Below are 14237 nucleotides of genomic sequence, written 5' to 3'. Positions count from 1 at the left end.
GTGAGTTCATTCCTGGCCGGTCAGGAGGGAACCGATCCGTGGCCGGTCAGGGAGAGTCGGTTCCTTGCCGATCAGGGGGTGTCGGTCAGGAGGGCGTCGATGGTCGCGTCCCCTGTCGGCGGGGCCAGGCGGGTCGGTGCGCCCGCTTCCACCAGCGCTCGGACCGTGCCCCGGTAGTCGCCGTCATCGGCCCGGTTGTTCCGCAGCCCCCACAGCGCGCAGTCCAGCGGTGTGGGCCCTTCCTCGTCGAAGGCCCGGTCGTCGAGATCCGCGCCGCGCTCGATCAGCAGTCGCACCGTCGCCGTACGGCCGTGCATGGCGGCCTGGTCCAGTGGGGTGAAGTTGCTCCAGCCCCGGGTGCCGACCGCCAGCCCGCCGTCCAGCAGCGCCCGCACTACGTCGGTACGGCCCAGCCCCGCGAACTGCCCCAGCACCCAGCCGAAATCCCCCGAATCGGGGATGCCGAGCGCGGGCGGCGGCGCCGAGGGCAGCCGGGCCGACTCGCCGCGGGCGACCGCCAGCACCGCTTCGTCCACCTCGTCCAGCTCCGCGCTCGCGCCCCGCGCGGCCAGCAGCTCGTAGGCCGCCAGGTGCCCGCTGCGGGCGGCCAGCGCCAGCGGCCTGCGGCCGACGTCCCAGCGGTCCCACGGCAGGTTCACCTCGGCCCCGGCGTCGAGCAGCATCGTCAGGATCGCCGTGCCGCGACCGCGGACGATCGCGTGGTGCAGGGCGCGGCAGGCGTTCACGTCGACCCTGCGATCGAGGAACCAGCGCAGCCCGGCGGCGTCCTCGAAGTCCAGCTTGTGCGCCACCATGCGTTCGAACCCCGGCCGGTGGAGCAGGTCGAGCAGCGCGGTGCCGGACTGCTCGCAGGCGTGGTAGAAGGCGTCCTCGTCCGGGGTCGCGCCGCGCTCGACCAGCACCTCGGCCAGCGCCGCGTCGCCCCGCCCGACGGCGTCGAACAGTGCCGTCCGCCTGCCCTGGCCGTCCCATTCGACGGTGTGGCTTTCCGGGTCGGCGCCGGCGTCCAGCAGCAGTCGCGCGCACTCCCGTACGTCGGCGGGGGATCCGATGGAGCGGCGCAACAGGACCAGCAACGGCACCAACCCACCGGCCGGCGTCGGGTCGCCGATAGGTCGGGTCGCCGCCCCAGGGTCGGATGCGAGCAGGGAGGCCAAGGCCGGCGCGTCGGCCGGCACCAGCGCCCGTTCCAGGCCCTCCAGGCCGGAGGCGCGCACGTACGCCGCCAACCGGGGCCAGCTCGCGAACCCGTAGGATCGGGCGAGCTCGAACTGTGCCCGGCTCAGCGGCACGCCCTGCGCGCGGCTGCGGGCTTTGGCCTGCTTGCGCAGATGCTCCAGCGAGGGACGCTGGGGAAGATCGGACACGGCGAACCTCCGTCTGCCCGATTCCGCGCGCGGGCCGAGGTCCGTCGACCACATGAAGACTGTGCTGCCGGTGGGATGATCCCTGCCCCGCGGACCGGACGCGCCCGGCAGGCGCATCCAGAGTCTACATGGGCAGGGACCAACCGAACCGCAGGACTAGCCGGAACCCCAGGCCGCCAGCGCTCTTGACGAACGCCGTCAAGGCCCGGCGGGCGTCGGCCCCAGGCCGCGAAGGGTGCCGGTCTCGGGCCGTGGCGGGCGCTGGTTTTGGGCCGCGGCGGGTGCTCGCCTCAGGTCACGATCGGCACCCGTGTCCCCGTGCGCGCCGACTCCAGCGCCGCCGTCACCATGGCCAGGCTCCAGATGTTGTCATGGCAGTCACCCTGCGGCGCCCGCCCGGTACGCAGGCCCGTCACGAACTCCTCCAGCCCCTCGGCCAGCCCGGTGAAGCGCCCGCGCCGGCCGGTGTACGGATCGGCCTCGCGCGCGTACTGTTTCAGCACCCGCCCCTCGGCCGCCTCCGTCGTGGGGTCGTTGTCGCCGTCCCATCGCACGGTGCCGTGCGCGCCGGAGGCCCGCCAGCTTCCCGTCCAGGACGTCGCCTGTCCCGGCGCGGACCAGCTCCCGGAGAAGGTGTAGCGCAGCCCGCCGGTCATCTCGAAGATCGCGGTGGCCGAGCAGGCGCCCGGGTACCACGTCCACTCAGGACGGAACGACTCGCAGTACACCGACACCGGGTCGGCCCCGGAGACGGCCCTGGCCGCGTCGAACAGGTGGATCGCCATGTCCTGCAGCAGCGGGTGCTCCAGCGTCCCCAGGAACGCGGGCCCCCGGTACGGCATGAAGAACTCCGACGTCATCAGCCCGAGCGCCCCCAGTTCCGCGACGGTCCTGCGGAAGGCCACCAGGGAGGCCATGAACCGGCGGTTCTGGTTGACCGCGAACAGCCGCCGCGCTTTGTCGGCCGCGGCCACCATCGACCGCGCCTCTTCCAGCGTGACCGCCATCGGCTTCTCGCTCAGCACGGACACGCCCCGCCGCAGCGCGGTGACGGTCACGTCGTGGTGCGCCTGCGGGACCGTGCAGTTGACGATGAAGTCGGGCTCCTGGCCGTCCAGCAGGGAGGTCAGTGAGGTGCTGACCGGCAGGTCGTCGAGCCCCAGCTTTCCCGCGGCGGCGCGGGCCCGCTCTTCGACCACGTCCACCCAGCCCACCAGCTCGGTGCCGGGGTGGGCGAGCAGTTCGGGCGCCCACTCGCCACCGATGTAGCCGGCGCCGACCACCACCGCGCGCAGCGGCCTGTCCTTTTCGACGATGTCGAACGTCAATGCGGCTCCTACCACTGGATGGGGGTGTGGGCGTTCTGCAGGGGCTCCCCGACGCCGTGGGACGGGGCGGCCCACAGGGCGGCGTTGGCCAGCACGCGCCGCACGCCGGGGTGGTAGTAGACGGGATACTGCTGGTCGCCCGGGCTGAAGTAGAAGATCTTGCCCAGGCCCCTGCGGTAGCAGCAGCCGCTGCGGAACACCTCTCCGCCGCTGAAGTTGCTGATGAAGACGAGTTCGTCGGGTTCGGGGATGCCGAACGGCTCGCCGTAGGTCTCCTGGCGGTCGATGACCAGCGGACGCGGCACGTCCGCGGCGATGGGGTGGCCGGGGGCGACCGTCCAGACCAGCTCGCGTTCGCCCGCGTCGCGCCAGTTCACGGTGCAGGTGGTGCCCATCAGCGCACGGAAGATCTTCGAGTAGTGGCCCGAGTGCAGCACCACCAGGCCCATCCCGGCCAGTACGCGCCGCCGCACCCGTTCCACGATCTTGTCGTCCACCTCCTCGTGCGCCATGTGCCCCCACCACATCAGCACGTCGGTCTCGGCCAGCACGGCGTCCGGCAGGCCGTGCTCGGGCTCGTCCAGCACGGCGGTGCGCACCCGTACGCGCTCGCCGAGCAGCTCCGTCAGGCCCGCCGCGATGGCGCCGTGGATGCCGTCGGGGTAGCGGCGGCGTACGTCCTCCTCTCGCTGCTCGTGGTAGTTCTCACTCCAGACAGTGACGTTGACCGCCATCCGGGTCCTTTCGATATGCAGATCTCAGACCGATTTGTGCCCCTTTAGTCGGACATAGATGCGCAGAATCCCCGGTGTTCAGACCGCGACGCACTCGTCCCAGTCGATGTGATGCTCGTAGATCCAGCGGCTCGGGTCCTGGCCGGCCCTGGACGCGTGCCTCAGGGCGATGCTCATGATCACGTCGCGGGGCACCCTGGCCAGCACGGGCAGGGCCTTCCACCCGCCCGTACGGTTGCCCTGCTCGACCACCCGCTCGACCCGCGCGCGCCGCAGCCGCTCGTAGCCGACGACTTCTTTGGTTGACGTAGGTTCGGCCGTGGTCAGGTTCGGCGCGAGTTCAGCGTTGCGCACAGCGTGTCGATCTCCTCGTCGGTGTTGTAGTAGTGCACCGATGCCCGCAGCACCGCAGGGAGGTTGCGTGCGCCCAGGTCGTAGCGGGCAGAGGTGATCGCTGAGACGCTGGTGTTGATGCCGGCCGCGGTGAGACGGCGGTGGACGTCGGCGGCGGGCACGCCGTCGACGGTGAAGGTGACGATTCCGCACAGGCGCCGGCCTCGATCCTGGACGGTCACTCCGGGCAGCTGGGCGAGCTGGTGCCGGAGCCGTGTGGCCAGAGCGGTGACCCGTTCCTCGATCGCTTCGATACCCCAGTCCAGGGCGTAGCCCACCGCGACGCCGAGGCCGATCTTGGCCGCGTAGTTGGTCTCCCAGTTTTCGAACCGGCGCGCATCGGGACGGATGTCGTAGGTCTGTGCGTCGGTCCAGGTGGCGGCGTGCAGGTCGAGGAAGGGCGGCTCCATCGTTTCGACGAGCCGGTCGGAGACGTAGAGGAAGCCGGTGCCGCGCGGCCCGCGCAGGAACTTGCGGCCGGTGGCTGACAACATGTCGCAGCCGATGTCCCGCACGTTGACGGGCAGTTGCCCGACGGACTGGCAGGCGTCGAGCAGGAAAGGGACGCCGGCGGCGCGGGTCAGCCGGCCGATCTCGATCGCGGGATTGACCAGGCCGCTCTGGGTGGGGACGTGGGTGACGGCGACGAGCTTGACGTCGTCGTCCAGGCGCCGCTGCAGGTCTTCGACCGACAGTTGGCCGTGCTCGTCGTCGTCGACCACCTCGATGTGGGCGCCGGTGCGGCGGGCGACCTGAAGGAAGGCGATGACGTTGCTGGCGTACTCGGCGCGGGAGGTCAGGATACGGTCGCCGGGCCCGAAGCGCATCGCGTAGAAGGCCATGTCCCAGGCGCGGGTGGCGTTTTCGACCACGGCAACCTCGTGCGGCCGGCAACCGATCAAGCGGGCGATCGACTCATAGACGGCGTTCACCTTCGGGGCCGCGGCCGCGGCGGCCTCGTAGCCGCCAAGCCGCGCCTCCAGTCGCAGGTGATCGATGACGGCGTCGAGCACCGGAGCCGGAGTAAGTGCCGCGCCGGCGTTGTTGAGATGCACGACTTCGGCGCACCCGGGGGTCTCGCTGCGGGCGCGGGCCACATCCACCGGCGTCGGCATGGCACTGTTGTTCGCGTTTGTCATGGTGAGGTCACTCAGGGCAGGCGCGGGCCGGCGTCTCGCTGGGCGGCGAGCCAGGACTCCACCTCGTCGGCCCGCCGTGGCAGGCCGGCAGAGAGGTTGACCGCGCCCTCGGCGGTGACCAGGACGTCGTCCTCCAGCCGGATGCCGACCCCGCGGAGCTCGGCCGGCACCAGGTCGTCCTCGGGCTGGAAGTACAACCCCGGTTCGACGGTCAGCACGTTGCCCTCCATGAGTTCGCCCTCGCGGTAGCGGTCTGGGCGGGCTGCGGCGCAGTCGTGCACGTCGATGCCGAGCATGTGGCCGAAGCTGTGCAGCGTCCAGCGCCGGTAGAGCATGGAGGCGGGATCCATCGCCTCGTCCGCGCTCACCCGCAGCACGCCCAGCTCCACCAGGCCCTCAGCGAGCACACGCATGCAGGTGAGGTGGACGTCGGCGAACGTCACGCCTGGTTTGACGGCCTCCATACCGGCCTGCTGGGAGGCGTGAACGATGTCGTAGACCTCGCGCTGGAGCGGGGAGAAGGTTCCCGAGACGGGCAGGGTGCGGGTCACGTCGGCGGTGTAGAGGTGGTTGCTCTCCACGCCCATGTCCATCAGCAGCAACTGGCCGGGCGCGGTGAGGCCGTCGTTGCGCTTCCAGCACAAGATCGTGGCGTGCGGGCCGGCGCAGACGATCGAGCCGTATCCGACGTCGTTGCCGTCGTGGCGGGCGCGCAGGCCGAAGACGCCTTCGATGAGGCGCTCGGACACGCCGTGGTCGGCCGGCAGCACGCGGGCGACATCTTCGAAGCCGCGGACGGTGGCGTCGATCGCGTCCTGCAACTGGGCGATCTCCCACTCGTCTTTGACGAGCTTCAGTTCGGAAATCGCCGCTGCGAGCTCACGGTCGCGGGTGCCTTTGGTGGGCACGGCCGCGTCGACCCGGGGGTCCAGGCCGCGCAGCACACGGGTGCGTCCGGGCGCGCAGCGGGACAGGACGGTGTCGAGGCCGGCGAGCGGGGCCGTGTCGAGGCCCAGTTCGGCCGTTTTCTCCGCCAGAGTACGACGGCGTCCGGCCCACAGTTCGCCGTCCCTGTCGCGGAAGAACTCATCAGTCTCCCGCGAGGAGCGCTGCCTGCTGTACAGAAGGGCGTCGTGGCCGTCGCCGCTCGGCCGCAGGATCAATACGCCGTCCGGATCATGATCGCCGGTGAGATAGGCGAAGTCGCTTCCCGGGCGAAAGGGGTAGAGCGTGTCGTTGGCGCGCACCTTGGTCGGCCCGGTGGGGATGATGAGCGTTTGTCCGGGGAAGGCGCCAGACAGCGTCGCGCGGCGTCGCGCGTAATGGGTCACTGCCGGCTGGGGCCGTACCTCGATCGGATGGTCCAGCCACCCGGCCCGCATGAACTCCAGCAGCTTCTGCGGGAAGTCCGGGTCGTGCGAGGCCGTACGCGCGGTCGCGAACCGGCTCACTCCTTGGTCCGACATCAATACCTCCGATCCTGCGTGCCCACCTCCGTGAGCCGTGATCAGCAGTATGTACTATTGCACCTAATTCGCAATAGCAAAAGACAGGCACCAAATGGATTTCCGAGAAGGATCGGACCCGGCGCTCGCGGCGGGATCATGGGGAACCGCAGGTGCCCGGACGGCGTGGAGGTGTCGGTGCCCTGCGTGAGCACCAGGAGGTCGACCGGCCCGACGCCGCGCCGGCCCCGGACCGCTGCGGCGCGGGGCGGGCGCGGCCCTGGGGTCAGCGGCGGATGGGGGACGGTTCGGGGGTGGCGCCGAGTTCGGCCGTCGGCACCCGGAAGGTCTCCCTGGCCGTGGCCACGGCGATCGCGCTGATCGCGCAGAGGATCGCGGTGAAGACGCCGACCCCCGTCCAGCCCCGCAGGCCCAGCCAGCCCTCGGGGGAGACGATCCCGGCGGCCGAGGCCACGGCGAAACCGGCGACCGCGAAGCCGATCTGGGTGCCGATCGCCATCCCCGACAGCCGCACCCGGGTGGTGAACATCTCCCCGTACAGCGCGGGCCAGATGCCGTTGGAGGCGCTGTAGACGACGCCGAGCGTGAGCACGCCGACCGCGAACACCAGCGGATAAGCACCCGAGTTGATCGCGGCCAGATAGGCGAAGATCATGATCGGGCTGCCGATCGCGCCGATGAGGAAGACGGGCTTGCGTCCGACGCGGTCCGACAGCCTGGCCCACAGGGGGATCGCGATCAGGGCGACGGCGTTGGCGGCGACGCCGACCCACAACATCGTGGCCCGGTCGAGGCCGATGTCGTCGCTGGTGGCGTAGTTGAGCGCCCACACCGTGAAGATCGTGCTGACGGTGGCGATGAGCGCCGCGCACACCACGCGCAGCACGCTGCCCCAGTGGTCGCGGAAGAGCACGGCCAGCGGCATCCGCTCCACCGTGCCGCGCGCGACCTCCTCCTCGAAGGCCGGGGTCTCCTCCAGCCTCCTGCGGATGACCCACCCGGCCACCGCGACGGCCACGCTCAGCAAGAACGGCACCCGCCAGCCCCAGCTCAGCAACTGCTCCTCCGGCAGAGCCGCCACCGGGATGAACACGAGCGTGGCCAGGATCTGCCCGAACTGGGTGCCGTTCAGGGTGAAGCTGGTGAAGTAGCCCCGGCGGTTCTCGGGGGAGTGTTCCAGGGTCATGGAGTTCGCGCTGGCCTGCTCGCCCGCGGCCGACAGGCCCTGCAGGATGCGCATGAGCACCAGCAGCGCGGGAGCCGCGCCGCCGATCTGCTCGCGGGTGGGCAGGCAGCCGATGAGGAACGTCGATACGCCCATGAGCACGAGCGTGAAGACCATGATCTTCTTACGGCCGAACCTGTCGCCCACGTGGCCCAGGAAGAACGCGCCCACCGGGCGGGCCGCGTAGGCCACGCCGAAGCTGGCCAGGGACTGCAGGGTGGCGGTGGCGGGGTCGCCGTCGTCGAAGAAGACCTTGTCGAAGATGAGGGCGGCGGCGCTGCCGTAGATGAAGAAGTCGTAGTACTCGAGCGCGCTGCCGATCCAGGCGGCCACGGCCGCCTTGCGGGGTGTGCCCCGGCCGGGTGAGCTGTCGGTCACGCGATGGCTCCCTCTGTGTGGTGGTGCGGCGGGCCCCCGGCGCCGTGGTTACGAACTAGATAGTTAATTAACGTAGCGGTAATGCTGCAGGTGGCCTGCGTCACATGTCAAGGACGTCTTCCGGTTCGGCTGGTCGTCGGTTATAACTAACTCACTAGTTCGTACATATGGAGACCTGATGGCGTCGTACCTGACCGGGTTGATCGGCTCCGGCATCGGCCCCTCGCTCAGCCCGCCGCTGCACGAGCGAGAGGCCGCCCACCACGGGCTGCGCTACGTCTACCGGCTGCTCGACACCGACGTGCTCGGCGACGACGTGGGAGAGCTGCTGCGCACCGCCCGCCGCTTCGGCTACGACGGGCTCAACATCACCCACCCCTGCAAGCAGAGTGTCATCCCGCACCTGGACGAGCTCTCCCCGGACGCGCGCATGCTGGGGGCGGTCAACACGGTCGTCTTCGACGGCGGGCGGGCCGTCGGCCACAACACCGACTGGACGGGGTTCGCGCAGTCGTTCGCCCGCGGCCTGCCCGACGCGCCCACCCGCAGGATCGTGCAGCTCGGGGCAGGAGGCGCGGGGGCGGCGGTCGGGCACGCGCTGCTCACCCTCGGCGCCGACCGGATCACGGTCGTGGACGCCGACCCGGCCCGCGCGACCACCCTGGCCGCCGAACTGTCGCAACGTTTCGGCGCCGGACGCGCGGCCGCCGGGACCGGCGACGACCTGCCCGCCCTGCTCGCCGACGCCGACGGCCTGGCCCACGCCACGCCTACCGGCATGGCCCACCACCCCGGCCTCCCGCTGCCGGCCTCCCTGCTGCACCCCGGCCTGTGGGTGGCCGACATCGTCTACCGGCCCCTGGAGACCGAGCTGCTGCGGCGGGCGCGGGCGCTCGGCTGCCGGACGCTGGACGGCGGCGGCATGGTCGTCTTCCAGGCGGCCCACGCCCTGCGGCTGTTCACCGGCCGCGAACCCGACGCCGAACGGATGCTCACCCACCTGACCGACCTGGTCACCGCCTGAACCGGGTCGCCGTAGGAGGAGAAACCCATGCGCAAGTCCATCGCCACCGTCTCGGTGAGCGGCACGCTGACGGACAAGCTCGCCGCCGTGGCCGCCGCCGGGTTCGACGGGGTGGAGATCTTCGAGAACGACCTGCTCACCTGCCCGCTCCCGCCCGAGGAGATACGCCTGCGCGCGGCCGACCTCGGCCTGACGATCGACATGTACCAGCCGCTGCGCGACGTCGAGGCCATGCCGGTGCTGGACGTCCGGCGGGTGGAGCGCAAGTTCGACCTGATGCGGCGGCTCGGCGCGGACCTGCTGCTGGTGTGCTCCAACGTCTCCCCGCTCGCCGTCGACTCCGACGAACTGGCCGCCGAGCACCTGCGGCTGCTGGCCTCGCGGGCCGCCGAGCACGGCATCCGCATCGCGTACGAGGCCCTGGCCTGGGGACGGCACGTCAACGAGTACCTGCGCGCCTGGCGGATCGTCCACCTGGCCGACCACCCGAACCTGGGCACCTGCCTGGACAGCTTCCACATCCTCTCGCGCGGTTCCGACCCGATCGGCATCGAGGCCATCCCCGGCGAGAAGATCTTCTTCCTGCAGCTCTCGGACGCGCCGCTGCTGGCCATGGACGTGCTCCAGTGGAGCCGCCACCATCGGTGCTTCCCCGGGCAGGGGAACTTCGACGTCGCCGGGCTCGTCCGGCACGCCCTGACGGCCGGGTACTCGGGGCCGTTGTCGCTGGAGGTGTTCAACGACCACTTCCGCCAGGCGGACGCCGGGCGGATCGCACGGGACGGGATGCGCTCGCTGATCGCGCTCGAACAGGGGCTCCAGGGCCTGGCGCATCCGGCTGTACCGATGGGCTTCGCCTTCGCCGAACTCGGCGGCACGGGCTCGTCCCAAGGGGGCGGCTCGTTGGTCGCGGCGCTGTCCGCGCTCGGTTTCGAACGGGCCGGAGCGCATCCCACCAAACCGGTCGAGCTGTGGGCGCAGGGCGGAGCCAGGCTGCTGCTCCACGACACCGCCGCCGACCGGCCGGAGCAGGCCGACGGCCCCGCGCTGATCGCCATCGGACTCGACAGTCCGGACCCCGCCGGGGCCGTCAAGCACGCGGAATCGCTGCTCTCACCCGTCCTGCCGCGTGAGCGTACGCCGCAGGAGGCGCCCCTGGACGCGGTCGCCGCGCCGGACGGCACCGAGATCTTCTTCTGCGACACCGCCTGGCTCGGCGACTTCGCCCCGGCCACGACCGCCCCCCACGAGCGCGCCGACCTCACCCACATCGACCACGTGGCCCTCACCCAGCCGCCGCACTACTTCGACGAGGCCGCGCTCTTCTACCGCACCGTCCTCGGCCTGCGCCCCCAGGAGAGCCTGGAGCTGCCCGACCCATACGGCCTGCTGCGCAGCAGGGCGATGTCCAGCGGCGGGGACGTCCGCATGGTCCTCAACCTCGCCCAGGTCGGTGCGGGGGACACCCCGTGGCAGCACATCGCCCTGGCCGCCCGCGACCTGACGGCCACCGCCCGCAGGCTGCACGCCGAGCACCCCGGCCTGCTGCTGCCCATCCCCGCCAACTACTACGACGACCTCGAGGCCCGCCACGACGTCGATCCCGCGCTGCGCGAGCTCGGCATCCTGTACGACCGCGACGAGGACGGCGAGTTCCTGCACCTCTACACCGTCACCATCGGCCGCGTCTTCTTCGAGATCGTCCAGCGCGTCGGCGGTTACCAGGGGTACGGGGCGGTCAACGCCCCCATCCGGCTGGCGGTGCAGCACGCGGGCAGTCACTAATATGGTCCGATGACCTCGCAGCCCACCACCGGGGCACGCCGGCGTGACGCCGACCGCACCAAGGCGGAGATCCTCGCGGTCGCGCAGCGCGAGTTCGCCAGGAACGGCTACGCCGGGGCGCGGGTCGACGAGATCGCCGAGCTCATGCGCACCACCAAGCGCATGATCTACTACTACTTCGGCAGCAAGGAACACCTCTACATCGCCGTCCTGGAGAAGGCGTACACCGAGGTGAGGCAGGTCGAGCGCACGCTCGACGTGGAGCACCTGGCGCCGGTCGAGGCCATCCGCACGCTGGCCGAGCTGACCTTCGACCACCACGACGCGCACCGCGAGTTCATCAAGCTCGTCGCCATCGAGAACATCCACCAGGCCGAGCACATCCGCAAGTCCGAGGTCCTGGCCAACCTCGGCACCCCGGTGCTCGACCTGATCTCCCGGATCCTCGACGCGGGCCGGGCCCGCGGCGACTTCGTCACCGAGGCCGACGCCATCGACGTGCACATGATGATCAGCGCGTTCTGTGTCTTCCGGGTGGCCAACCAGCACACGTTCGGGGCGCTGTTCGGGCGCGACATGACCGCGCCGGAACACCGGGCGCGGCTGCGGCGGATGGTGGGGGAGATGGTGGTCGGCTACCTGCGCGGCGACCCCTGAGTGAGCGCTTCGACGGCGCGGTCGACGTCGTCGGTGGTCGTGTACACGTGGAAGCTCGCGCGTACCCTGCCCGCCCGTACGGCCGCCCGGATCCCGGCCGCCTCCAGGCGCTCGCCGGGCGCGTCCACGGAGACGATCGCGCTGCCGGACGGCTCCAGGCCGAGCCCGGCCCTGAACCGGTTGGCCAGGCCCACGTTGTGCTCGCGGATCCGCTCGACGCCGAGCTCGTTGAGCAGCTCGATGGCGGGGGCGGCGCCGACGAAGGAGAACCAGGCCGGCGACAGGTCGAACGCCCTGGCGTCCTCCGCCAGGCGCAGCGGCGGGCCGTAGTAGGAGCCGCCCTCGTCGGCGCCGGCGTACCAGTTGGCGGCCAGCGGGCGCATGCGCTCGCGCAGGCGCGGCGACAGGTAGCCGAACGCGGCGCCTCTGGGCGCCATCAGCCACTTGTACGCGGCGCAGGCCAGCGCGTCGAGGCCCTCGACGTCCACCGGCAGCCAGCCGCACGCCTGTGAGGCGTCGGCGATCACGAGCGCGTCGTGCGCCCTGGCGGCCTCGACGACCTCCTTCAGCGGGGTGAGGGAGCCGGTGGCCGACTGGACGAGGCTGAACGCCACCGCGTCCGTGCCCGGCCTGATCGCCTCGGCCAGCCGCTCGGCGGGAACGGTCACCACCTCGGCCGCCACCGCCCAGGGGAACAGATTGCTGGTGAACTCGATCTCGGGCACCACCACGCGGGCCCCGGGCCGGAGCGCGGTGGCCACGACGGACATGATCTGGGAGACGGTGGAGCTCACGCTCACGTCGGCGGGGCGGGCGCCGACCATGCGGGCGAAGGCGGCGCGCGAACGGGCCACCGAGGCGTCCCACGGCTTCCAGTCGCTGCTGCCGTGCCGCCACTGGTCGAGCACGGTCTGGAGTTCCTCGTAGGCGTGGCGCGGGGGGAGGCCGTAGGAGGCGGTGTTGAGCCAGCCGGGGGTGGCGTCCCAAAGCTCGCCCGCCGTGGAAATATCCATGATTCCCACCTTAGGCCGCCCTGGTGGGTCAGGGTTTCGGACCGGCGACAGGGGTCCACTGATGGCAGGCGGTGCCCGTGCAGGTGCGCAGGTTCGCCAGGCGGTCGGCGAGGGCCTGGCGGGTGCCGGCGTAGCGCGGGTCGGCGTGCACGCTGGTCAGCTCGTACGGGTCCTGTTGCAGGTCGTACAGCTCCTGCTCGCCCGTCGAGTGCTCGATGTACTTCCAGCGCGGGGCCCGCAGGCCGACGTACCAGTCGGTTCCGTCCGTCTTGGGGCCGTTCTCGATGACGACGGCGCGAGGGGTCGTCGCGGTGTCGGCGGCGATCGGGAGCAGGGAGCGGCCGTCCTGGGTGATGGCGGGGGTCGCGCCGGCGGCGTCGAGGATCGTGGGCGCGAGGTCGACGTTGGCGGCGATCGTCTTGACGTGCCGTCCGGCGGGAAGCCCCGGACCTCTCATGATCAACGGGACCCGGATCGACTCCTCGTACGGCACGATCTTGCCGTTCCTGATCCGGTGCTCGCCCTGCATCCAGCCGTTGTCCGAAGTGAACACGATGAGGGTGTTGTCAAGCTCGCCCGACTCGCGCAAGGCGGCCACGATGTCGGCCACGGCCTCGTCCACCGACAGCAGCGACTCCAGGCGGCCCTTGAGCGTGACGTTCTGCATGCGCTGCTGCGCCTCGGCGGGGATCCTGGCCCGGTTGCGGACGGCCGCCGGCTTGTCCGAGACGTCGGCCTCGTTGAAGCTCGGGGGTTTGGGCAGCGTCACCTCGTCCAGGGCACCGAGATGCCTGGGGGCGGGCCTGGGGTTGCGCTTGGACAGGTCCTGCCCGGCGGCGATCTCGCCGTGCGGCGCCAGCGGCGCGAACGACAGGAAGAACGGCTTGTCGGCCGGCGCCTTGCGCTGGATGTAGTCGACGGCTTTGGCCGCGTACACGTCGGTCTGGTAGAGGGCGGGGTCCTCGACCTCGGGGCTGCCGTAGGTGCGCAGCACGCCGTTCTCGTTCAGCGTGTACCCCCACATGCGGTACGTGCTCGGGTCCACCGAGCCGTACCATTCGGCCCAGCCGGGCGGGATCTCCGTGGGGTTCTGCCTGCCGTAGCCGTTGAGGAACTTGCCGATGTGGCCCGTGTCGTACCCGGCCCTGCCCAGCCACACCGGCAGCGTCTCGGCGGCGGGCAGCTTCTGGTAGCCGCCGTCGGGCAGGCCGTTGCTGAGGACTCCGTGGTTGTGCGCGTACTGGCCGGTCATGAAGGTCGCGCGGGACGGGCAGCACAGCGAGTACGACACGAGGCTGTTGTCGAACGTCGTGCCGGGCTCGGCGATGAGCGTGCGCACGTTGGACAGGTACTGCAGGGCGTACATGTTCATGTCGTCGACCATGATGACGACGACGTTGGGCTGCGCGGCGCGCGCGGCGCCCGCGGTGCTCGTCGAGCCGACGGTCAGCGCGGCCACGGTGGTCAGGGCGAGCAGGATCGAGACGAACCGGGGTAAGCGCAGACGCGCGAGCATGCGACTCCTTCTGGCGTCGGACAGCGGGTGCAGGACTCAAAGATAAACATTGTTTGCAAATAACCACAACAGTCACGAGTCAGACCAGCAGCCCCGCCCGCCCCTTGAGTAGAGCGGGCCCGCGCCGGCCCCAGGGGCGTCCTCGCCCAACCAGAAGTCAACAAAAACATTCCCCAGCGGAAATGAGCATT

12 protein-coding genes are annotated in these 14237 nt (G+C 70.8%); 3 read left to right on the top strand and 9 right to left on the bottom strand.

The window, feature by feature from the left end; translation table 11 throughout:
• Positions 1 to 71: 71 nt before the first annotated feature.
• The 7 genes from ACFOY2_RS43300 to ACFOY2_RS43270 all read right to left on the bottom strand — a co-directional run bounded on the left by ACFOY2_RS43300 (position 72) and on the right by ACFOY2_RS43270 (position 8051).
• Positions 72 to 1388, bottom strand: a complete 1317-nt coding sequence (locus ACFOY2_RS43300; protein ID WP_379533963.1) for an ankyrin repeat domain-containing protein — start codon at positions 1386 to 1388, stop codon at positions 72 to 74.
• A 290-nt stretch (positions 1389 to 1678) separates the two neighbouring features.
• Entirely contained in the window at positions 1679 to 2716 is a 1038-nt protein-coding gene (locus ACFOY2_RS43295) for a Gfo/Idh/MocA family protein (protein ID WP_379533962.1), read from the bottom strand.
• 8 nt (positions 2717 to 2724) lie between these two features.
• Positions 2725 to 3450 carry a ThuA domain-containing protein gene (locus ACFOY2_RS43290; protein ID WP_379533961.1) on the bottom strand — a complete coding sequence of 242 codons (726 nt, stop codon included), beginning with the start codon at positions 3448 to 3450 and terminating at the stop codon, positions 2725 to 2727.
• Between the two features lie 78 nt (positions 3451 to 3528).
• Positions 3529 to 3804 carry a hypothetical protein gene (locus tag ACFOY2_RS43285; RefSeq protein WP_379533960.1) on the bottom strand — a complete coding sequence of 92 codons (276 nt, stop codon included), beginning with the start codon at positions 3802 to 3804 and terminating at the stop codon, positions 3529 to 3531.
• The gene (locus ACFOY2_RS43280; protein WP_379533959.1) at positions 3774 to 4982 is read right to left on the bottom strand and encodes an aminotransferase class V-fold PLP-dependent enzyme; all 1209 of its coding nucleotides are present in this window, start codon (positions 4980 to 4982) and stop codon (positions 3774 to 3776) included. The genes ACFOY2_RS43285 and ACFOY2_RS43280 overlap by 31 nt, the downstream gene beginning before the upstream one ends.
• Positions 4983 to 4993: 11 nt before the next feature.
• Positions 4994 to 6448 carry an aminopeptidase P family protein gene (locus ACFOY2_RS43275; protein ID WP_379533958.1) on the bottom strand — a complete coding sequence of 485 codons (1455 nt, stop codon included), beginning with the start codon at positions 6446 to 6448 and terminating at the stop codon, positions 4994 to 4996.
• 265 nt (positions 6449 to 6713) lie between these two features.
• The gene (locus tag ACFOY2_RS43270; protein WP_379533957.1) at positions 6714 to 8051 is read right to left on the bottom strand and encodes an MFS transporter; all 1338 of its coding nucleotides are present in this window, start codon (positions 8049 to 8051) and stop codon (positions 6714 to 6716) included.
• Between the two features lie 178 nt (positions 8052 to 8229).
• Between ACFOY2_RS43270 and ACFOY2_RS43265 the strand changes: the two genes are divergently transcribed.
• The 3 genes from ACFOY2_RS43265 to ACFOY2_RS43255 are packed head-to-tail and all read left to right on the top strand — an operon-like array spanning position 8230 to position 11517.
• Positions 8230 to 9075: a shikimate dehydrogenase gene (locus ACFOY2_RS43265; RefSeq protein WP_379533956.1), complete on the top strand. Its 846-nt coding sequence runs from the start codon at positions 8230 to 8232 to the stop codon at positions 9073 to 9075.
• Between the two features lie 27 nt (positions 9076 to 9102).
• A complete protein-coding gene (locus ACFOY2_RS43260; RefSeq protein WP_379533955.1) occupies positions 9103 to 10860 on the top strand; it encodes a bifunctional sugar phosphate isomerase/epimerase/4-hydroxyphenylpyruvate dioxygenase family protein in 1758 nt (585 codons plus the stop codon).
• A 9-nt stretch (positions 10861 to 10869) separates the two neighbouring features.
• Complete coding sequence (locus ACFOY2_RS43255; protein WP_379533954.1) at positions 10870 to 11517, top strand: TetR family transcriptional regulator; 648 nt, start codon at positions 10870 to 10872, stop codon at positions 11515 to 11517.
• Here ACFOY2_RS43255 and ACFOY2_RS43250 read toward each other — a convergent pair.
• On the bottom strand, positions 11496 to 12530 hold the full coding sequence (locus ACFOY2_RS43250) for an aminotransferase class V-fold PLP-dependent enzyme (RefSeq protein ID WP_379533953.1): 1035 nt from the start codon (positions 12528 to 12530) through the stop codon (positions 11496 to 11498). The genes ACFOY2_RS43255 and ACFOY2_RS43250 overlap by 22 nt on opposite strands.
• Positions 12531 to 12558: 28 nt before the next feature.
• Positions 12559 to 14046 (bottom strand): sulfatase family protein, encoded by a 1488-nt coding sequence (locus ACFOY2_RS43245; protein ID WP_379533952.1) that lies wholly within the window; start codon positions 14044 to 14046, stop codon positions 12559 to 12561.
• Positions 14047 to 14237: the final 191 nt, after the last annotated feature.

The organism is Nonomuraea purpurea, from assembly GCF_042650645.1.
In the GTDB taxonomy this organism is placed as follows: domain Bacteria; phylum Actinomycetota; class Actinomycetes; order Streptosporangiales; family Streptosporangiaceae; genus Nonomuraea; species Nonomuraea purpurea.
The sequence above is the reverse complement of the archived record's forward strand: the minus strand, read 5'-3'. Positions and strand labels throughout refer to the sequence as shown.

What these genes read in the sequence shown, in the direction of transcription:
- ACFOY2_RS43290 (WP_379533961.1), bottom strand. Translation starts at nt 3,450, where the DNA reads ATGGCGGTCAACGTCACTGTCTGGAGTGAGAACTACCACGAGCAGCGA.
- ACFOY2_RS43280 (WP_379533959.1), bottom strand. Translation starts at nt 4,982, where the DNA reads ATGACAAACGCGAACAACAGTGCCATGCCGACGCCGGTGGATGTGGCC.
- ACFOY2_RS43275 (WP_379533958.1), bottom strand. Translation starts at nt 6,448, where the DNA reads ATGTCGGACCAAGGAGTGAGCCGGTTCGCGACCGCGCGTACGGCCTCG.
- ACFOY2_RS43265 (WP_379533956.1), top strand. Translation starts at nt 8,230, where the DNA reads ATGGCGTCGTACCTGACCGGGTTGATCGGCTCCGGCATCGGCCCCTCG.
- ACFOY2_RS43260 (WP_379533955.1), top strand. Translation starts at nt 9,103, where the DNA reads ATGCGCAAGTCCATCGCCACCGTCTCGGTGAGCGGCACGCTGACGGAC.
- ACFOY2_RS43255 (WP_379533954.1), top strand. Translation starts at nt 10,870, where the DNA reads ATGACCTCGCAGCCCACCACCGGGGCACGCCGGCGTGACGCCGACCGC.
- ACFOY2_RS43250 (WP_379533953.1), bottom strand. Translation starts at nt 12,530, where the DNA reads ATGGATATTTCCACGGCGGGCGAGCTTTGGGACGCCACCCCCGGCTGG.
- ACFOY2_RS43245 (WP_379533952.1), bottom strand. Translation starts at nt 14,046, where the DNA reads ATGCTCGCGCGTCTGCGCTTACCCCGGTTCGTCTCGATCCTGCTCGCC.